Annotated in this window: 15 protein-coding genes; 10 read left to right on the top strand and 5 right to left on the bottom strand. The window is 38.3% G+C overall.

Features of this window, described 5'->3' with window-relative positions; translation table 11 throughout:
- Positions 1-31 precede the first annotated feature (31 nt).
- The 9 genes from HH219_RS09870 to HH219_RS09830 all read left to right on the top strand — a co-directional run bounded on the left by HH219_RS09870 (position 32) and on the right by HH219_RS09830 (position 12,062).
- Entirely contained in the window at positions 32-1,336 is a 1,305-nt protein-coding gene (locus HH219_RS09870) for a hypothetical protein (protein ID WP_169327337.1), read from the top strand.
- Positions 1,336-2,769, top strand: a complete 1,434-nt coding sequence (locus HH219_RS09865) for an ATP-binding protein (RefSeq protein WP_169327336.1) — start codon at positions 1,336-1,338, stop codon at positions 2,767-2,769. The genes HH219_RS09870 and HH219_RS09865 overlap by 1 nt, the downstream gene beginning before the upstream one ends.
- 7 nt (positions 2,770-2,776) lie before the next feature.
- Complete coding sequence (locus HH219_RS09860; protein ID WP_169327335.1) at positions 2,777-3,769, top strand: TniQ family protein; 993 nt, start codon at positions 2,777-2,779, stop codon at positions 3,767-3,769.
- A 25-nt stretch (positions 3,770-3,794) separates the two neighbouring features.
- On the top strand, positions 3,795-5,210 hold the full coding sequence (locus HH219_RS09855; RefSeq protein ID WP_169327334.1) for a TnsD family Tn7-like transposition protein: 1,416 nt from the start codon (positions 3,795-3,797) through the stop codon (positions 5,208-5,210).
- Between the two features lie 10 nt (positions 5,211-5,220).
- Complete coding sequence (locus HH219_RS09850) at positions 5,221-5,616, top strand: antitoxin Xre/MbcA/ParS toxin-binding domain-containing protein (protein ID WP_169327333.1); 396 nt, start codon at positions 5,221-5,223, stop codon at positions 5,614-5,616.
- A 165-nt stretch (positions 5,617-5,781) separates the two neighbouring features.
- Positions 5,782-6,282: a hypothetical protein gene (locus tag HH219_RS09845; RefSeq protein WP_169327332.1), complete on the top strand. Its 501-nt coding sequence runs from the start codon at positions 5,782-5,784 to the stop codon at positions 6,280-6,282.
- A gap of 2 nt (positions 6,283-6,284) precedes the next feature.
- Positions 6,285-7,082 (top strand): TauD/TfdA family dioxygenase, encoded by a 798-nt coding sequence (locus HH219_RS09840; protein ID WP_169327331.1) that lies wholly within the window; start codon positions 6,285-6,287, stop codon positions 7,080-7,082.
- Positions 7,079-8,368 (top strand): radical SAM protein, encoded by a 1,290-nt coding sequence (locus tag HH219_RS09835; protein ID WP_169327330.1) that lies wholly within the window; start codon positions 7,079-7,081, stop codon positions 8,366-8,368. The genes HH219_RS09840 and HH219_RS09835 overlap by 4 nt, the downstream gene beginning before the upstream one ends.
- The gene (locus HH219_RS09830; protein WP_249118489.1) at positions 8,361-12,062 is read left to right on the top strand and encodes an ATP-binding cassette domain-containing protein; all 3,702 of its coding nucleotides are present in this window, start codon (positions 8,361-8,363) and stop codon (positions 12,060-12,062) included. Before HH219_RS09835 ends, HH219_RS09830 begins: the two co-directional genes overlap by 8 nt.
- 1,905 nt (positions 12,063-13,967) lie before the next feature.
- Here the strand turns inward: HH219_RS09830 and HH219_RS09825 are convergent.
- The 5 genes from HH219_RS09825 to HH219_RS09805 all read right to left on the bottom strand — a co-directional run bounded on the left by HH219_RS09825 (position 13,968) and on the right by HH219_RS09805 (position 18,546).
- Positions 13,968-14,297 carry a hypothetical protein gene (locus HH219_RS09825; RefSeq protein WP_169327328.1) on the bottom strand — a complete coding sequence of 110 codons (330 nt, stop codon included), beginning with the start codon at positions 14,295-14,297 and terminating at the stop codon, positions 13,968-13,970.
- 619 nt (positions 14,298-14,916) lie between these two features.
- Complete coding sequence (locus tag HH219_RS09820; protein ID WP_054205608.1) at positions 14,917-15,417, bottom strand: hypothetical protein; 501 nt, start codon at positions 15,415-15,417, stop codon at positions 14,917-14,919.
- Positions 15,418-15,673: 256 nt separating this feature from the next.
- On the bottom strand, positions 15,674-16,921 hold the full coding sequence (locus tag HH219_RS09815) for a HAMP domain-containing sensor histidine kinase (protein ID WP_169327327.1): 1,248 nt from the start codon (positions 16,919-16,921) through the stop codon (positions 15,674-15,676).
- Positions 16,918-17,619 (bottom strand): response regulator transcription factor, encoded by a 702-nt coding sequence (locus tag HH219_RS09810; protein WP_169327326.1) that lies wholly within the window; start codon positions 17,617-17,619, stop codon positions 16,918-16,920. The genes HH219_RS09815 and HH219_RS09810 overlap by 4 nt, the downstream gene beginning before the upstream one ends.
- Before the next feature lie 3 nt (positions 17,620-17,622).
- Positions 17,623-18,546 carry an alpha/beta fold hydrolase gene (locus HH219_RS09805; protein ID WP_169327325.1) on the bottom strand — a complete coding sequence of 308 codons (924 nt, stop codon included), beginning with the start codon at positions 18,544-18,546 and terminating at the stop codon, positions 17,623-17,625.
- A 451-nt stretch (positions 18,547-18,997) separates the two neighbouring features.
- Between HH219_RS09805 and HH219_RS09800 the strand changes: the two genes are divergently transcribed.
- Positions 18,998-19,696: a DUF805 domain-containing protein gene (locus HH219_RS09800; RefSeq protein ID WP_169327324.1), complete on the top strand. Its 699-nt coding sequence runs from the start codon at positions 18,998-19,000 to the stop codon at positions 19,694-19,696.
- Positions 19,697-19,931: the final 235 nt, after the last annotated feature.

Here is a 19,931-nt window from a genome sequence, read left to right as displayed (position 1 = left end):
TAAGTCTGCTTATGAAAATAATCGTAAAGATATGACAGGCTGCGCTTTTGAAGGCGCTACTCGTGCAGGCCAGCTTTGTGAGTCAGACTCAACTGAGTTGCCTCTGTATGTTGCTTACCCATTGAATAAAAACAAAATAGAAGCTGCGGGCAAGCCGACTTTGTGTATTGTAGTGTGTGTAAAAACTCAGAAGGTGATGGGTTACTCTCTTGGTTTTAGTTCACCAAAATGGATAAGTGTTGCAGAGGCATTAGTCAACTGTGTCCAAAATAAGAAAGAGTATGCAAAGCAATACAATGTTCATATCGATGATGATGATTGGTCATGTCAACATCTCCCCTTGTCAATTCGCCTTGATAATGGTGGTGAAAATACTCCCAAGCAGTTTAGTACAGTATTGGAAGAAGATTTAGGTCTTTCTATTGTAGATTATTGTCCTCCAGCAAATGGAGCCGGGAAAGGCACTGTCGAACATATACTGCATATTATTCAAGGCTTTCTTTCCAACATTACTGGGTCAGTAGAGAAAAAGCGTGACGCCGGTATTCAGCATGCGTCTCAACGAGCTGTTCTCTTAATTGAAGATGTTCATAGGCTCATCATAAGAGCTATTTGTATCCATAACACGATGAACTCTCGTGAGCGCTTATTGACAACTGAAATGGCGATGAGCGACGTCATACAAACGCCGTCAGCCATGTGGTCCCACTTAATCAATGATGAGCTTTTAGGGCGTCCCAGGATGTCGCAAAAGCGGCTCCCTGAGCTTGTCTATCTCCTAATGCCTAAACTTAAGGCCACAGTTCATCGAAACGAAATTAGTCTCAAAGGTTTAGGGTACTTCAGCGATTGGGCTGAGAAAAAAGGATGGTTTGCAAAAGCAACAGGCGCTCGTTTTAAAATTGATGTGATCAGCCTCGGCGGCACTGTAGACACTATTTACTTCAAAGATGAAGCAGGCGAACTTCAGCCTCTCTCACTCAAAAAAGAGTATCAGCGGTATGAAGGTATGACTGAGCTGCAAGCAAAATATCAACTTAATTTAATAAAAGAAAATCGCAAAGAATTAGAGCATAAAAAAGAAAATGCACTGGTCAATTTTGAACATGAAGTTGAACAAGCTGTAGAGCATCGTTTGAACAATGATTTTAAAGATGCTCCACCCAATACACAAAAAACTATTCAAAGTGGTATTGCAGAACGTAAAGCAATCATGATTGAAGATGAGCAGCGAATTAAAGCAGAGCAATTATTTAAAACAATGCAAGCCAACTCCGAATTTAAAGTGAGTAGCGAGCAACTTAATGATGATGAAGACTATGAGGATATATATTGATGAAAGTAACTAGAACTAAAGCAAATTATAAAGCGCAAGCGCTTAGTAAATATCAAGGGAATCCGCTTGTTGAAGCGCTCCCATCATCACTCACTGAAAGTGAGTTTACTGAACTAATGTATGTGTTTAAGCATTTTCCTGACTGCTTTAATGCATTATCAAGGATTGATGTGAATGATTGTCTCGATGACTTGAAATTAGTTCACATTCCTACGAGGGAGGCATACCAACTCTATGAAAATGTATATGCACAAATGCGCAAGTGTTATGTGAAGCGAAACCCTTTAGATGCTGATGCCCGCCGGTTAGCGAATTCTATTAGTACTCGCTTAAAGGCTAATTGTAAATTTGATGTAGAACAACCGTGCGAACATGTGGCAACTGCACCAAGCATCTTGGTAAGTGGGAAGGCAGGGATTGGCAAAACAGTGTTAATTCGTCGTATTTTAAGTACATTTCCACAAGTCATAAAACACACTGAGTATCGTGGTCAGGTATTCGAAACACAGCAAGTGGTGTGGATGTCATTTGATATGCAAGCATCTCGTAGTCGTAAAGCGCTTGCCCATAACTTTTTTAATGAATTAGAACGTGTGGTAGGGTGTGAAATTAAAGGTGATTTTGTAAAGTCACGAGATTCTATCGATCAACTTTTTCATGCAATGCAAACAGCAGCTGTTGTATATAACATCGGATTGATACACATAGATGAAGCACAGTTTGTATTAAACCCTTCATCAAACTTCAAAGATGCTCCCACACTACCGGAAATTGAAACCCTCTTTAATAAAATTGGCGTACCCGTCATCATTTCTACAACAGATGATGCTTTAGCTACGTTTAAGAGTACTGAAAATGAAGCATTAACAAAGGCGACTAAGTTGCAAACTGTGCGTCGGTTAAACTCTGTCGCACATATTAAAATTAAGCAATGGCATGCCGATACGTCTAAGTTTGATGAGTTTTTTTCTGCGTATTTCCAACCCTCGATATTTGAAAATAGTGAAGTAAATAGTAATGAATTCAAGCTGCAATTACTTGTATTATGTGCTGGAGTGACTGATGCAATATCAGTGCTTTCAATCGCATTTATACGTAACTATCATTCGCTTTCAGAGAAAGGAAAGAAGCTAGACTGTTTAAAGCTACTTAAACAAGTTTACCAAACACGTATGGAAATTTGGCATGCCCCTCTTTCTAAGCTTCGAAAAGACTACAACGTATTGAGCCCTAAAAAGAAAGCTAATCGTTCCACTGATTCAAATATGAATGTTGCACAGCTTTACAGTGAAGCCGAGGCATTCACTCCGAAACCTGCACGTAAGCGCACTAGTGAGCACCATTTAAAACCAGCCCAAAGTGTTGAGCGAATTAATGAGGGGGATGAAATGATAGATGCTGATTCAATTGTTGCAAGTTATGAGAACGAGTGAGAGTTTTATGCATCAAGTACCAACTCCACTACCTGATGAGCATGCAGTAAGTATCATTTATCGTTGGTTTCAAATGACTCGCTTTGAGACTCTTGAATCATTTATTCAAGTAAATGGGTGCAGTTCAAAATTGAACTCACCCCGACGGTTGTGGTGCCCACTATATTCTGAACTTGCTCATGCACTATTATCAAAATACTCATTAGCGGACTTTATTAGTAAGTTTACCAATATACATGATTATAGTTTGTTTTTAGATGAATCCGCGTTTCAAGGTTTAAGTATTGAAACCATTTTGAAAAAGTTATCTACGTTCAAATTTAGTAATGCATTAAATGTTCTACAAGATAAATATTGGCGCTATTGCCCTGAGTGTGCAAATGAAGATGAGCAAAAATATGGCACAACTTACCTTCATGTAGCACATCAATGTTTATATAAACGTGTGTGCAATAAGCATAGTGTATTGCTTGAAGAGCTTGCCTCTTGTCACGTTTCTTTACCGCCTAGCAATAATTTATCGATACTTGCTTCGCAAAGTGATATTGAAAAAGATGTTGCGTTATTGGGGTGGGTCTCTGAGTTAACAGATACTCCTCCAGAAGAGCGTAAACTCCGGGTACTGAATTTGCTGCGTCAAAAGGCGTGTGTTTATTCTTATGATAGAAAAAATCCATATCAGGTGCAGCGAGTTCAGTATATGCAAAACATACTAGCAAAGCGTTTTAATAGCTCTGTTTATAAGCGTTATTTTGATTGGGGTAAGTTGACATCGGGACATTACCCGTTGAACTCATCAGGTGGTTTAATGCACTTTTTAGAACCAGAGAAACACTTTCATCCCATGTTCTATTTAATGCTCATTGATTTGTTTCTAACGAGGGACGAGTTCAATTTGTCTTTAGAATTCCTATTAAACACTTCAAATATAAGGCGTGAGATCCCTCCTGTTGTATTGCCATTAGACATTCGTGAATTAGTAAAAGCTAGTGCGGCGTAGCTAAATAGTCAGGCAAGGATAAGTTATGCGAATGTTACAAATAGTCCCTCGAATTTATAAAGGGGAAACAATATACAGCATAGCAGCACGTATAGTGCTAAATGATGTATCCACGTCTTTTTCGCAATCGATGATAAATAAGTTCGGTAATAAGGATATTCAGCTGAACTCTATTTTCCCCTCGTATTTACGTCAGCTATCATCATTAACATCGTGCGAGATTGATTGTTTTATAGATAACCACTCTCTTTTTCAATATTACTCTTCTTTTTCACCTGATAGAGTTAAAAAGCAAGCACGTGATTTTTTAATAGTTGGCGACAGTGGTGCTGCGTTCAAAGTGCTTGGATTATTATCCAACCGGATTATGAATGAAGGTACTCATAAATTTTGCCCTGTATGCGCTTCAGAGCAAGAGTTAGCGTTTGGTGAGGCGTACTGGTTGCTAGAGCATCAATTGCCACTTTCTATGGTTTGTTTAAAGCATGAATGCATGCTTGTTTCAAAACCTAAAGCGCGTAAGCAGCTTGTATTCCCTGAGATTGGCAGTTCAGTCACTGACTGTACAAGCCCTCTACTACTTAAGATTGCGGAAATAAATCACTTTGTCCTTAATGACTATTCATTTGATCGAGCTAAGCTTGGGCAAACATATGCGGTGAGGCTTATTAATAAAGGCTTGGCAACAACGAAATCTGTTCGACATATACAATGGCGTAATGAAATGAAAGCGTACTTTGCTCCACTTATGCATGATGAGCGAGTAAGAAAGTTATTAAATTCCTCGGTTGAGCAGGGCTTTCCTGCAAATATTTTCTATAACGATGATTCTAGTCATCATCCTATCAAGCACGTATTAATTATTAGTTTTTTGTTCGAGCACTTCGGCGATTTTATTGTGGCTTACGGAAAAGGAGAAAGCATTAAGGTACGTGCAGTTAAACAACCCAAACCACAAGTGAATATTGACGAAGAGCGCCATAAGGAAACATTAACATTATTGAAATCAGGTATGCCCTTAAGGGATATTATTTGTAAAGCGAATGTCAGTGCTGCAACAGTTCGTAATCTTGCTAGAGTGCATGGTATAGCACTAAAAGAACATATCCGAAAAGTTAGCAGCATAATGCACAGGTCTATCTTGATACAGTTAGTCGTAGGAAAGCCGACAGAAGTAATAGCGCGTGATTTTAATTTATCAGTAGGTGATATTGAGCAAGTGCTAGTTGGCCAAACGGCGATAAAAATGCTGCGTCAACGCATCAGGTTTTATACCCGCAGAAAAACCGCACGGCAGGCTATTATCTCAGCGCTATACACGCTTGTTAGGCCATCTATTTCTAGAGTTAGAAAAGTAATAGATAAAGAGTATATGTGGCTTTATAAGCACGATAGGGAGTGGTTAAACGATTTAAAAAAAACATACTTCAACAACAAGTAAGAGAGAGAATATGGATAAGCATACAAATAATATACTGCAACAAGATCCGAGAAAAGCGGCTCGGATCGCGCTAAAGGTATTTTTAAATATTATGGATGCATGGGGTGTTAATTTAGAACAGCGTCAAGTGTTTTTAAGTAGCCCTGATAGAAATGAATTTGAGCAATGGCAACAAGGTAATGTTGAAAGCATGAACCGCGATGTAATTATACGTATCTCATATATTATAGGAATATACAAAGGATTAGGCTTAATTTTCAACGATAGAAGCATGGCTGATGAATGGGTAAATAAACCAAACAAAGAGTTCAATGATCAGTCTGCTTTGGAGTTTATGCTTGGTGGAGATATAGAGCAATTGAAGCAAGTTAGAGAGTTTGTTGATGGGCCATTCAATTTTTCTTGATTAATTCTGTCAAGTGTTAAAGTCAACTCGATAGTAAATTTTTTGTACGAATTCTTTAAGTACCGAACTCAAGTTTAAATACCAATAACACGCTAGCATTTTTATAATTACCTGATATTGTTATAAAGGGTTTTAATTCAAATTATACATAAGGGAAAAATAATTATGATGCAGTCATTTAATGGGCATACTTTTACTGAAGCTTTAGCTAAAACTAAAAAATGGGACTTTGAATTAGCAATACAGAAATTAATAGATTCGAACCCCGAACAATGGAATTTAGAACGTGCGGAGAAGGCTATTCTTGACTATCAGCGCTACATGGCAGTCACTAAAGCGCTTGGAGGTATACAGCTTGTTCCAAATGCGGATATTGATGAAATCTGGCATATGCATATTTTAGACACTCGTGCATATATGCAAGATTGTAACGCTTTATTCGGTGAGTACCTCCATCATTATCCATACTTCGGTATGTTAAGCGAAGAGAACCAACAGCAATGGGTAGATGTTCAGACACAATCAGAAGAGCTTTGGCATAATTTATTTAATGAGCCTTTATATAGTAAAGATAGTGTTGCACAAAAATGCCCTCAGGTCTGCCCTTGTCATGTTGACCAGCTTAGTATTGGAGGATCTACCTCAGCGCTTTTAAAAAGCGCTTAGTAATGATGCGTGAAAAAGGTTCTAGTAGGCGTGATAATATTGCGCGCCTACCATCGTCTTCAAAAACCTTCTTTAGGCCACATTCGATTACTAAAATAGATGTTCAATCCATACAAGATAAAGGGTATCAAGTTATCCGAGGTTTTGGGGTTGATGTTATTGAATTTGAACAAGTATTTAATCGTATCTCCAATGAGCAGTTATATTGCTCGCCACGTGTAGGCGGCATTTGTCATCAATACTCCGTCGAAGTCAATAGTGATAACTTTTCGCAGCAAATGCGTACAGGAGGTTTTCATACAGATTTTATGTTTCAAGATAAGCCTCCTGAATATATTGGATTATTGTGTTTAGAAACGGATCCCAAGCACCCCATTTATGGACGAAACCAAATCGTATCAATGTCAGTTTTGTTAGAGCGATTAAGCTCTGGATTTGGTTTATCCGTTGAGGATATTTTGCAGCGCAATTTGCCCTACCACTTCGCAAATGGACAACATTTTTCAGTGCCTTTGCTTCATAGGTGTAATGGACAGCTACAATTCAAGTTCCACCAACATTTAGTAACTGATGGTATGTACGGCGATAAGTTCAAAGAAAAAGAAATAGAAACTTATATGACACAGCTTCATGCTGCGATGATAGATGTAGCTGAGGATATTTGTTTGGATGCGGGAGATCTATTGGTGCTTTCAAATCATCATGCGCTGCATCGGCGAGGTGAGTGCAGTGTCAGTTTTAATGCTGATAATAAAACTTGGAGATCTAGGAAGATGGCGAGTATACGGTTTAACTTATGAAATATGTATTGAACGCTCTGTGTCGGCTTGAATCCAAACAGCATGATCATTTTGGTGATATTTACTTTATTCAAAAAACAACACATCGTGATGATGTCATTATAATAGATGCGCCCTCAGCAAAAATTTTAGAAAAAATAAGTAATAACAAGCAACTTAGTGCAGAAGAAGAGGCTCAGAACTTTAAGCGCATAGCTCGATTAGTTTCAGAAAATATTTTGGTGCCTTTAGAAGCTCCAAGGATAAGAAAGACTGAACCAGTTGCTAGAAGTATTAACCTTTGGCTACAGGTTACTGATAGCTGCAACTTAGCTTGTGATTATTGTTATATCCCATCTTTATACAGCGATAAAACTTTACGCAGCGACATATTTTCTTTGTTATTTCAGCATTTCAAAGAAATTAAGGGTTTAGAGACAGTGCACTTGAAACTTGCTGGAGGGGAGCCCCTAATGGTTTTTTCTGCATGGAAAGAGGGAGTTCAATGGCTAAGAACGCAGCTTAAAAGCATTGGGATAAATTTAGATTTGCGTATTATTACAAACCTTACGAGATTAACAAATGAAATGGTCGCTTTTTTTAAAAAGCATAATGTAATCATTTCTGTGTCCGTAGATGGCTTGGGTGAAACTCACGATCAACATCGAAAACATAAAAATGGGGCTGGCTCTTTTAAAACAGTGATGACTAATATCAACCGCTTGCGTGAGCGAGGAGTTTTCCCTAGTGTCATGATTACTGTTGCTGGGGATAACTATCTCGGAGTACCTGCTTTAGTTGAGTATCTTATAGAAAAAGATATGACTTTTCGTATATCTGATGCTAAAGGTGATTACCTGACCGCAGAGCAGTTTGAGCAGACGATGGATTTAGTGAATACTTTACTGGATAAATCGATAGAAGATGGCTATCCAGTAAGTCGTCGTGTCATATTTTCTGATTTACGTACTCATGAAGCAGCAAGCACACCTTGTTCAATGGGGAGCCATGCAGCTGCTATTTATATTGATGGCTCAGTATATTTTTGCCATACCGAATTTGAGAAAGGTCAGCCATTAGGGCACCTTAGTGGCGAGCAAAATCTATTAAGTATAATCCGTACAGGCAAGCATAAACACTTCGGTCTAAGTGATGATTGCCAATCCTGTAAGTATCGTTTTGTGTGCGCAGGAGGGTGTCCGCTTTACCGAGTGAACGGTAAGAGCCCAATGTGTCACGTTTATAAAAAAGTAATTTCTCAAGTTTTTGATATTTATGATAGAGAGGATGGTAATCAACATGGATGAAGCCTTATCCTTTACTGATATTACCCAAAACAATTTAAAGCATTTAGATTTTAATATGGTGCCTAATGAGATAGTTGTCATTTGTGGCGTTAGTGGTTCTGGTAAGTCAACCTTAGTGCATCAAGTAATTGCAGCTGAAGCGTTAAGGCAGCAAAAAATGCGCAATAAGAGCGATAAAATTTTACACTATGCAGTACGGCCTAAGTTTAGAAGTTGCTCTTCACTACCCGAACCAATAATTATTAGCCAGCGTAGTGCTCATGTTGCTGAAAACATACGTTTTGGTACCCGTTCACGGATTAACGATCTTTTAGTGAAGTACTTTGTAGAAGCTGGGCAGGTTATTCATAATCAGCACCTAATAGTAAAACCAACTCTTCCGGAAATATTTGTTCACCAGCAACGGTTTTATAGCAACTCATGTTTATTTTTACGTGTATTAAATTTTGAATCTTTAAGCACAAACCTGAGACAACAACTACTTCAAAGCCAAGTCAGCTCATTGTTATTGCGTGCTGAAGGAAAGTTGACATTAAAGTCGGTACCTCTAAGTAAGCTCCCAAAACAAATTGAAAAGTACGAGGGGTTTATTGCGATAGAGCGTACGGAAGAAGCAGAAAAGCTAAAGAAGCTTAATTCAGTGCCTGTACTTATGTTGGACTCACGGTGCGTAGAAGAGACTTCAATTGATGAATATGATCATGATGAAATCGAATTTGATCAACATGGGTTCAACCCCGAATACTGTCGAATTTTTAGATTACCTAGCCAAAAATTATTTTCTCGCTCGACTCAGTCCTCTACTGCTGGATATTGTCGAAAGTGTAATGGTTCAGGGGAGCGAATTAGTTACAATTTGGACAGTGTGATTATTCCCGATGTGCCTCTAACTAAAGAGTTTCTTGATGTAGAGAAAACCAAAACAGGACGTTATCAAGGATTTAAGTTTTTGCCTTCAGGGTTAACGGCTGTGTTAAGAAAAGCAGGAGTAGATGTAAAATTAAGCTTTCACGCATTATCCAAAGAGCAACGAGATCTTGTGTTGCAAACGTTACGTGATAAATTGGCATCTAATAGCAAAGATAAATTTGCACAAACATTTTTAAAAAAAGGACCTTGCTTAGCTTGTCACGGTAATGGTTTTGGTTGGCAAGCTAGAGAAGCTAAAGTCAATGGACGTTCTTTGCCTGACTATTTAGCAATGAATGGTAAACAACTTCAGCATTCCATTGACGATATAAAAGTCACTCACCCGATTCTAAGCCAGCTAAAGAATTTATTGAAATATTTGCATGCACTAGCTATTGATCATATCGATTTTGAGCGCCCTCTAACCACATTAAGTTCAGGCGAACTACAACGGTTGAAGTTACTCCCTGCACTATTAGATGATGTTTCCGAGCGTTTGTATATCCTAGATGAGCCATCTTCGAATTTACAATTTAAAGACAATCTTGCGATCATCGAGCTATTAAAAGCTATCAAAATGAAAGGTAATCGCATATTACTGGTAGAGCATAACCCTCTATACCAAGCCTATGCGGACCGAGTGTTGTGTATAGGTCCTAAAGCAGGGATAGAGGGGGGGAGCTATTGCCCAGCACTTACGGTTGACCAACAGCTTCAAGGGCTTTCTATTTCTAATAATATTGCGCCGCTAGTAGAAAAAGAGCAGCTAACCTTAACGCTACAACCTACTAGGCATATGCAGCTAAATCGATTCAGCATACCTAAAAATACAATTAATACAATTATAGGAGCTAGTGGTTCTGGGAAGTCTACCCTTTGCCGAGAGATGCTTTATCCTGCGCTTATTCAGGAAAACTTTTCTGTAGAATTATTAGATAGTCGTCCATTTACTGGTGCATCCAGCTCAATCGTAGCCAGTTACCTTGGTATTCTTGATACATTGCGAGAGTTCTTTTCTGTTCAAAGCTCGGGAAAATACTCACCTAATGATTTTAGTTTCAATGCAGGTGGTGCTTGCGAACACTGCTCCGGTAAAGGGTTTGTAGAAGTAGGTGACGGCCGCGGAGCTAATAAAGATAAAATAAAACAGACTTGCCCTGTATGCTTTGGTTCAAGGTTTCGTGCTGAAGTTGCATTATTCTGTGCCGAAATTGATCAAAAACCTGTCTCCCTTCCTCAAGTATTGAGTTCTAACTTTCATTGGATAGCAGCACAAAAAGATCTTTCTAAATTACACACTACTATAACAACCCTAGAAGCACTTTCATTAGGGCATTTACATCTAGGCAGGGAAACACAAACCCTTAGTGGTGGTGAGCTCCAGCGATTGAAGTTAGCTAAATTTTTACTCGCTAATTGGTTGAATCGTAACCAAAAACAGAGGCAGCCCAATAATGTACAACAAGTTGTGGTTCTTGATGAACCTTGTCGTGGTCTAGACAATCAAGCTGTTGCTCGTCTAATGTCAATATTACGCGAACATCTAGCCCATGCTACGGTTATTGTTATTGAGCACAACCCTTATTTTATTTACCAATGTGACTACATAACAGATATTGGACGTAGTGGTGAGGTGAAAACAGATGCGAACATATATCAGGCTGATCTTCACAGTATCCAAAAATTAGATTTTGAAGAGAGGTTGTTAAAATTTCCTAGTCTAAATCATCAACTAATCATGGAGCAGGCTAAGGCTAAAATTTTAGAAAAAACTTTTCAGATTGATTATGTTGAAAATAGTTTAGCATTCGAAAGCATAAAGCCGATAACTAAAGTAGTAAGAGCTCCCCGTACCGAGCGAAATAATCAACGCTATCAACTTATTCCTAAGATATACCGCCAGCAGCAAAACTTTGAACGAGAAAAAAAGTTTAGAAATTGTTTTGAGATCATAGTACCAGACGATAATTGTTTTTTTTATAGCGATTGGGAAACACTACAAAGCACTGTAATAGCACTGAGGCCAAAAGAATACTATTACAATCCGTTTATGCGGCAATTGGAGCGTTATCCATCCGTACCATTGACAGAAAGAAAAAAAATACTATCAGCTTTAACTACTAAAGCAGTCTTATTTGAAGATGATGATTGGCGCTGCTTAGCTTCTAGCGAAAGTCTTGAGTCTGCATATTTGAAAGGTTCTGGCGTTGTTGTAATTTGTGAACAATCCAATGAGCTAAGTTATCACAGCATTCGTTTATTAAGTTTGAAAGAAAAAGTTGTTGATCGAGTTTTCCCTGATCAATTTGCTTTCAATCTTTATAGAAATTCCTGCCAACATTGTCATGGTTATGGAAAAATTCTTAGCTATCCATTAGGAGAATGGATAGATGAAACAAAAAGTATTTTAGATAAAGGTTCACTTCCTTTTCCATTAGAGAATAGTTTACCCAAACGTACAATTAGCCACTTTGCTACCAAAGAAGGGTTATTTGATTTTAGAAAAAAGATACATCAGCTTAGCAAAATTGAGCGCGATATCCTTTTCTATGGCTTTAAAGCTTATCGTTTCCGGAAGGCAAGCGCTAAAAGTAACGCTGACCACCAATATTATGAATGGGAAGGTTTGAACTCATACATCTATGATAAGCGAAAGCAACTTGAAGCTAACGCTTTATTTATTGATAAGGTTGACTGGGTAGTTTGCCCATTTTGTACACTTGGTTTTTCATCCAGTATTAGTTTTTACCAATGTGAAGGCGAGATATTTACAGATATATTTTAGATAATTAAATACAAGTGATTTACTAATATTACATGCAGACATAACTCATAGGCGTAGAGGGAGCTATATAAGTCGGAAATAGTATTTTATGTCGTTTATTTAAATTTAATTTTTTATGTAAAGCTTTAAGGTGGCTAAAGTCTTTTTTGAGTTTCTTCTCAGTAATTGAATGCTGATTTTGCTACTTACTTAGGTTGTTAATTATGTTTTCAATTAAATAACCATTTTGCAGCTGTGTACTTCAATGAGCGAAGTAAGCTTGTAAAAGAAAATTTTGGTAGCAAAGTTAATAACAAGAGTATTCACTTTTGGTGAAACCTTCTCTGTGATGATAAATGGTATGGAAAATATTAAGCTTTAATTATTTATTCCCAAACTATAATAATCACGCTTAGATTGGGGCTATTAGCGCCTACTAAAATTCCCAATCTATAATTAAAAACTCTATAACGAAAAATGCGGTCTAAAAAACTGCATTTTCCCAAACTATAATAACTCTGATCATTAAAAAATTCCCAATTAAAGATTGGGAATTGATAAAATTTTAAAAGCCGTTGCAGCAATGTAGCGGCTTTTTTGTGCGTGGTGAAAAACCATTTAAAATGCTTATGTAGGTTGGGTTGAGTGAAACGAAACCCAACGATTCTCCAATATCATTGTTTGCTCTCAAAAGATAAATATGGATTGTTAGTAGGTCGCCCTTTAGGGCGAAAAAAACGAGAAAATGAATTCACCACAGAGATCACAGAGGCGCTTCGCTGCACCGAGGTTAAATATTGTTGTAGGAGTCGGCTTCAGCCACGTGTGATTTGTAGGTTGGGTAGAGTGCAACGAAACCCAACGATTTTCCGATATCATTACCATCTCCCAAGCACGTAAATATGTATTGTTTGTAGGTCGCTCTTTAGGGCGAAAAAAGCGAGAAAATGAATTCACCACAGAGATCACAGAGGTACTTCGCTGCACCGAGGCTTATATTTATTGTAGGAGATGGCTTTAGCCACGAATGGTTTACACCAATGTTAGAGTTAACCACCGTAGGCGCTGAGCTTGTTAGCGCGTGGGTTTGTAGCTTGGGCTTTAGCTCAAAAAGTTGTTTCACCTTAGCTGATGGTTCTTACTGCTAACTTGTTAATTTTTGTCGGGATAAATCCGCGACCTACATTAAAAAACCTTATTCAAGGTTTTTTGCCAGATTGCTGGCGGCAACCAAGGGGCGGCTGCCGCCGACCGCCCCTTGAAACCCCACGGCGCCCCGAGCATCACGCTTAATCCTTCAATGCACAATTGATGTGAACGTAAGCGGCGAAGATAGGCCATCCATGGGCTAGTTTCGCCTTATCGCGCATCCATGCGCGATATTACTCATCAATTACTTATTTTCAGGGCGTAATGACGGGGAAGGGTGTTAAACGTGAGATTGGTGTTTGGTCTTGGCAATATACAAGATCTAGTACCGCGGTTTCCAGTCATAGAAAAGCACACTACCTTTATGCAACTAATTCAGAATTGCATTGTTTTGAGTGTTTTTTAACTAATTGATAATATTTAATAAGTGGATATAAGAAGATTAAAGCAACGAAAAAAATGATGTTAGAAAATAACAACATTTCATTTGTAGTATAACCACCAGCAGTAAACTCATAATAAAGCGTCAAAAGAACTGCCATTATTTGAGCGTATATAATGAGTAACCAAATGATATGATGTAAAATATAGCGTTTATATATAATACCTAAACATGCGCCGATAGTAAGAGTATCAAACGTAAATGTAAGATAACTCAGCCATGCTGGTTGAATTATGTGCAAGCTTATATTGAAAAAGGAGTTATATATGTCATAGCCTGTGGTAAGTAAAAGCAACAGGAGAAACAAGTACCAAAATATATTGCTTTTCATAGTATCAATACCAATGACCATAAGGTATATCGTTCGGATTTTTTGGTAGCCTTGACCAACCGTCACTGTTATCAATGTATCGTTTGGTAAAGTTTCTTCTTATCGCACCTGCTGGCGCAAGGTTTGCTAGTATTTTTAATAAATTGGTAGATTCATTTGAGTTGCGGTCATAAGTTTGAATCGTAAGTTTTATGGTAGGGTAAACTCTAGTGTATGCTTCATTTGCATCTTTATGATTACCGATGAACTGGCGATATACGAAATGGCCTACTGAAGCGATTCTACCGGCAATACCTGCTTTTTTTACAACACTCATTTCTTTTGATGAGCTCATAACTTTCCTTGTTCCTTTTTTGACCTATGCTAAAGGTCGATATTCTCACTTTTTTTTGTAATGTAAACTAACAATTCTTTAAGGCTATGGGGCTTTCTGTTTATAAGCAGTTAACGCAAACGCGAAGATAGGCCAACTTTCACATCCCTGTACGCTCCCCAGTTCGGCCATCCATGGCCTCTCGTTCAAAGCTGCGCTTTTCACCCATGGCCTAGTTTCGTCTTATCTCGCATTGCCTACATGGTTGTAGGTACTTAGGATTTGTCGGGAACAAAAATCTTGCCATGAAGTGAATTACTCATCAATTGTTTATTTTCAGGACTTGATAACAGGTGAGGGTGTTAAACGAGTGAGTGGTGTTTGGTCTTGGCAAGAAACAAGACCTGACTCTCTGCATTTTGACCCCTTTGGGTTTCCTTGGGTTTATTCGGCGATATCGAAAGCTGTCGGTAGGTTGAATACATTAATGGTTGAAGATAAAAAGGTTAAATTACAATACGAAAAACTTCGAGATGGTTTGATATCTGAAGTTAAGATTTGACTCTTCGTCATTTCGTTCATTCTAAATCTTTAATATAAATAAAACCTACCGCTCGATAGGTTTCAAAAAAATTTAAAATTAGTTATCTTCGATAACAATAGTACAGGCAGCAGGACTTTCACCTGTCATACTTATTACCGCCGTATAACCGTTATGGCTCTCATCGTAAATACCATCATCAGAGTAGTGTTTTGTTGTGTTATCAGCCGCTTTATACGCATCTTTAGAGCTACTATAAGGAGTTCTACTATGCTGTACTTTAAAGTAATTCTCTTTATTTACTGGTGTTGCGGACATAACTGCCCAACCTGATTTATTATCTGAAATTTCAATGCTTATAGTAATATTTGAACCAGCACCTTTAGCATGAACACCTGCTTCCCAAAGATCTCCCGGGCTAATTTTGTTGCCACCATCAACATCTCGTAAACTACCGTGGTCAATATAGTAATCTACACTTATTGTTGATTTTGTAGCATTCCTTACACCAACAGCCAAATCGTTACGATCTTTATTGCTACCAAAAACACTAGTAATTAGCTGATTAACATCAATATTAAAATTAGTATCGGTACTCATAATTTATTTCTCCATTATTAATAACTATTTCATTGTCAAACAACATAAAATTCGTTGTTAATAAAATGTTAGGTTGGATAATCTAGGATATCTATTACAAATCATTACACTCAATATTCAATTGAGTATAATTAGGGGGCTGTAGATTAAAAGCACAAAAGACAACAAAGGGGTCACCCATTAGAATAACAACCAGCCCCTTTATTAGAAATTTTACGTAATTTGTTGGGATTGAGTCCTGGTAAACGTAGACAGGTTACTTAAATGTGATGATAAATTCACTTCCCGCTTTTGTGGAGTTTAGGGCGTAATCAATCGATAAGTGCTCGCATAAGCGTTTGACAATATTAAGCCCCATGCCTAATCCTTGGCTTTCATTGCCTTTTACACCAGCGTCAAAAATGTGTTGCTCTATATTCGGGCTAATCCCGCCGCCACAGTCACGCACTGAAAGTGAGCTGTCTTTATATTCGATTTCGATAATGCCTGAATGACTATATTTAAACGCATTGCCTATCAGGTTGTTTAATAAAATAAGCAGGGGTGGTTCGCCTATAGGGGCTATTTGTTGTGGTTTAATGTTAACGGCTAGTTCAATGCTTTTACCGGCCAAGTAATGGTGTTGCTGTAAAATACTTTGTTCGACCAGCGGGAGGATGCGCGTTTGAGCTGGTTGGCTGTTTTCTTCTCGAGCTAAGGCGAGTAAGGCTGTTAAACTTTGTTCAATTTGTTTTTGAGCATGTTCAACTCGGGCAATGAGATCTGTTTGCTTTTCAGTGAGTTTGGATTGTTTTAACAGTGTAATTGCACCTTGGCTTATCGTGACGGGGGTTCGTAGTTCATGGGATATATCTCGGGTGAATAATTGTTCACGTTTAATAAATGCGTGTATACGTGTAAGTGCTTGTTCAAGCGCATTGGCAAAGGTTCCAATTTCACTGTTTTTGAAGCGCTCGGCAAATCCATTGGGCAGTTGTTCAACAGGGGCTTGTTCAATAATAGTAATTAATTCATCAAGGGGTTTAAATAAGCGCTTAGCAATGAGGTAGGCTGTAATTCCCATCAAAATAGCAATTACAGAGACAAAAGCAAAAATAACAAATAAATAAGAAAGCAGTTCGTTTTTAACGCTACTAACAAATAGTTGATTACTAACATCCGCGAGTAAGTAGCCGTGTTCAAATTGTTTTAAATGAAAATGCTCACCGTTAGCTAGGGAGATTTCGGTTCGATGAGGGTGTTGATTTAAAAATTGCTTTATATCAGCAGGCAGCTCTGAGTACTGTGCATAAAATGAAATAAAGTCGAATCGAGGTGCCACTGCACTCCCTTTTGCTATTTGTTGGCTAATAGCGTGGCTTTCAATATCGATAAAGGTATTAAAAAAGTGGTCTTCAACATGATAGGCAAATACAAAGCTCATTAAGCTGTATAGCACGCTGATCAGCGCAGTAAGGGCAATAAATAACCCTATAATTCGTGTGCGTAACGGGTGTTTTCTCATGGGGTTAACTCATTTTTTATATCTAAGCAAAAACCAATACCATGCATTGTTTTAATGAGTGGAGAGGTAAAAGGCTTATCAATTACTTTACGTAACTGATAAAGGTGTGACCGAAGGGCATCTGAGTCGGTATGCTCATCCCCCCATATTTTGTCGCATAGTTCAGTGCGGCTTACGACGCTGGGGTGGGCTTGCATCAAACTATGTATTATTTGCCATGGGATAGGCTGTAGCTTTAAAGCTAACCCGTCACGTCTAACCTGTTTTGTTTGGTTATCAAGTTGGAGTGGCCCTACAATAAGGGTCGATTGCATCGGTTGTATATGCCGTTTGACGAGCGCATTGCAGCGTAGCCAGAGTTCTTCTAAATCAAATGGCTTTGTTAGGTAGTCATCTGCGCCGAGCTCAAACCCTTCTCGTTTATCTGCTAATGAATCGCGTGCTGTCATCATGATAATAGGGGTATAGCGTGTTGCGTGCTGGCGTAGTTGCTGACAAACCCCTAAACCATCAAGTTTAGGGAGCATAATATCAAGAATTATACAGTCATAATACTGCTCAATGGCGAGCGTTAAGCCGAGCTGACCATTATCGGCAAAATCCATCACCGTGCCATATTGCTGAAAATAATCAGCAATATTGAGGCTTATTTCGGGGTTGTCTTCGATGACTAATATTTTTAGTTCTTTGTTATGCATGTCTCACAGCCAGTCAGTTAAGTCATCGACATAGTTTGAAGGCAGAATATGGCTACTGTCAAAGCGAAAGTGCTTTTTATTTTCACTCGGTATCAGATTGAATAACATGCTGTTTTGTTGTTTGCTTGCGTATTCGTCATCGTCGGCTGTAAGTAGCCAGACTTTGTTGTTAGCCAGACCTGTTAATACATTTTTAGGCGCAACCAGTGCTGTTTTATCATCTAGGTGGGGAGGAACAATGGCTGCTACATTATTGATACGTGGGTCGATACCCGCCAATAATAAGCTTGCTTGCCCACCCATACTGTAGCCCGCAACATTTATACGCAACGGGTCAAACTGTGGCTGCTGCGCTATCCAATCAAGGAGCACGCGGTGATCTTTGACTGTATCGGTGATCAGCGCTTCATACGGGGCTTTGTCACCGAAGTAATGTAAATCCATCATCACGTCACGTATAGAGTAGTTAGGGTCTTTACGAAGGCCGTGATTACGAGCGTCAATGGCTATGACGGCGTAGCCTTGTTTGAGTGCTTGTTGCGTGATTTTATCAACAGATGTAATTGTTGGGCGGGTTTTAAAGCTATCTTGAAACCACCGTATTTGACTCCGACCCAGTGCATGTATACCAATTAAAACGGGCATGGGCTGCGTTGAATTAGCATGCGTTACAGGGTATTTGATTCGACCATTTACAATTTGACCATCGAAGCTTTGGTAAGTAAATTCGTAATAGTTGTCTTCAATTTTAGTTTGTTGCCAATGTAAATCATTACCTGCTTGGTAAGCATAATGCGCTTGTACTTGCTCAGGGCTTACTTGATAAGGTGTCAACGAGAAATGAAAAAACCAGCCCCCGCCTGCAAGTAATATAATTATGGCAGTAATAAGCGTGTAACGAAGAATGTTATTTTTAATGAATGGCATAAGGTAAACCTCTTTTGTTTTATTGGTTAAACGGTAACAACGCAGGTGTGAAATAGATGTGAAGAGCAATAACTTTTTTTGCAAAAGAGACTTTAATTTTAAAATCACACTCGCTGGTTTTAAATAAGTTTGTGTATAGCCATTTTGTTCACCTCAAACGCACACACTTTTATGAGTGAGCATAAAAAAGGGCTGGCACATATTTTGTCAGTAAATTTATCCTTATTATTTGCACACTGTTAATTACAGGACTTGGAATTGTGCAGCTTGGAAGGGGTTTTAGGCAAAAAAGCTAAACTAGGCGGGCACTTTGTTTAATAATATGTTTTTTAATAATTTAATGAAGGCACAACTGTTCAGCCTGCGCCTTTGTACCGTTTCATATTGTTGACAAAAAATTTGAGTCGGGTAGCCTACATTTCACTTTAATATGCACACTACAAGGACTGTAATGTTTTGTAATACCGAACTCGATTGTCTTCATGATTCAATCAACATTGCTTATTATTTATCTGAGCCTCTTTTTTATATTTGTTTTTTAGCTATTAGCCTGTCTTTAAAAAATATACCAGGGCGCTATTGGTTGGTGAGCTTTCTCGTTTGCTGTTTAGTCTCATCAGCTTTTTATAACATGTATCCCCTTGCGGGGAGCTTTCTTCCTTTCTCCATTGAATATTATCAAGCATATCTACTAACCGCTCGTTTAATATACAACTTTAGTGTTTTTATATTACTGCCTGCATTTTTATTTAATTTATGGAGTAGCAAAGTGCTTAATACTTCTGCTGCGAGCATTCTTTTATCATGGCGAGGTCGAGTAACGCGAAGTATTTATTGGTTTGTTGCTGTGTCTAATGCCGTTTTGTTTATATCAATTATTCATGGACTATCTAATATGGGGGATTACCCTATGGAAGAAACGTGGTTATCTACAGGGCTTATGTACTTAACCTTGTTTGTAGTATTAGGGTGCTTGATTTGGATAAATCTTATGGTGACAATTAAGCGTTGGCATGACCTTAATATATCTGGCTGGATGACGTTATGCTTTTTAATTCCTTTTATTGGCTCGATTAGTTGTATTATTTACTTAGGTTTTGCGAAAGGTAAGCTGAAGGCAAATCGTTTTGGTGAAGCGCTCACTCAATAAAGTACAACAGCTAAGCTAATAGGTGAGTATTTAGCTCAATGCGAGAGTGAAAATTACGAAGGTTACACCTGACTTCATTTATATAAATAAAGTCAGGGTTGTTAATCTACCCAGCGGCTTTATATCTGCACTGTATATATATTACTTCTAAAATAACCCTTCTCTTTAAAGTGTGTGTTTTTACTAATCCCCGGTTAGTGAAAAAGCAAAGTGTGCGTATCAACTGCAAGAAAAC

The sequence above is a fragment of the Pseudoalteromonas sp. NEC-BIFX-2020_015 genome (assembly GCF_012952265.1).
Lineage (GTDB): Bacteria > Pseudomonadota > Gammaproteobacteria > Enterobacterales > Alteromonadaceae > Pseudoalteromonas > Pseudoalteromonas neustonica.
This window is presented reverse-complemented; position numbering and strand designations above follow the sequence as displayed.

Bases quoted from the DNA above. Each gene is read 5' to 3' on its own strand.
- HH219_RS09800 (WP_169327324.1), top strand. From the start codon at position 18,998: ATGTTTTGTAATACCGAACTCGATTGTCTTCATGATTCAATCAACATT.
- HH219_RS09845 (WP_169327332.1), top strand. From the start codon at position 5,782: ATGATGCAGTCATTTAATGGGCATACTTTTACTGAAGCTTTAGCTAAA.
- HH219_RS09865 (WP_169327336.1), top strand. From the start codon at position 1,336: ATGAAAGTAACTAGAACTAAAGCAAATTATAAAGCGCAAGCGCTTAGT.
- HH219_RS09855 (WP_169327334.1), top strand. From the start codon at position 3,795: ATGCGAATGTTACAAATAGTCCCTCGAATTTATAAAGGGGAAACAATA.
- HH219_RS09810 (WP_169327326.1), bottom strand. From the start codon at position 17,619: ATGCATAACAAAGAACTAAAAATATTAGTCATCGAAGACAACCCCGAA.
- HH219_RS09835 (WP_169327330.1), top strand. From the start codon at position 7,079: ATGAAATATGTATTGAACGCTCTGTGTCGGCTTGAATCCAAACAGCAT.
- HH219_RS09825 (WP_169327328.1), bottom strand. From the start codon at position 14,297: ATGAGCTCATCAAAAGAAATGAGTGTTGTAAAAAAAGCAGGTATTGCC.
- HH219_RS09850 (WP_169327333.1), top strand. From the start codon at position 5,221: ATGGATAAGCATACAAATAATATACTGCAACAAGATCCGAGAAAAGCG.
- HH219_RS09820 (WP_054205608.1), bottom strand. From the start codon at position 15,417: ATGAGTACCGATACTAATTTTAATATTGATGTTAATCAGCTAATTACT.
- HH219_RS09840 (WP_169327331.1), top strand. From the start codon at position 6,285: ATGATGCGTGAAAAAGGTTCTAGTAGGCGTGATAATATTGCGCGCCTA.
- HH219_RS09860 (WP_169327335.1), top strand. From the start codon at position 2,777: ATGCATCAAGTACCAACTCCACTACCTGATGAGCATGCAGTAAGTATC.
- HH219_RS09815 (WP_169327327.1), bottom strand. From the start codon at position 16,921: ATGAGAAAACACCCGTTACGCACACGAATTATAGGGTTATTTATTGCC.
- HH219_RS09805 (WP_169327325.1), bottom strand. From the start codon at position 18,546: ATGCCATTCATTAAAAATAACATTCTTCGTTACACGCTTATTACTGCC.
- HH219_RS09870 (WP_169327337.1), top strand. From the start codon at position 32: ATGACAGGCTGCGCTTTTGAAGGCGCTACTCGTGCAGGCCAGCTTTGT.
- HH219_RS09830 (WP_249118489.1), top strand. From the start codon at position 8,361: ATGGATGAAGCCTTATCCTTTACTGATATTACCCAAAACAATTTAAAG.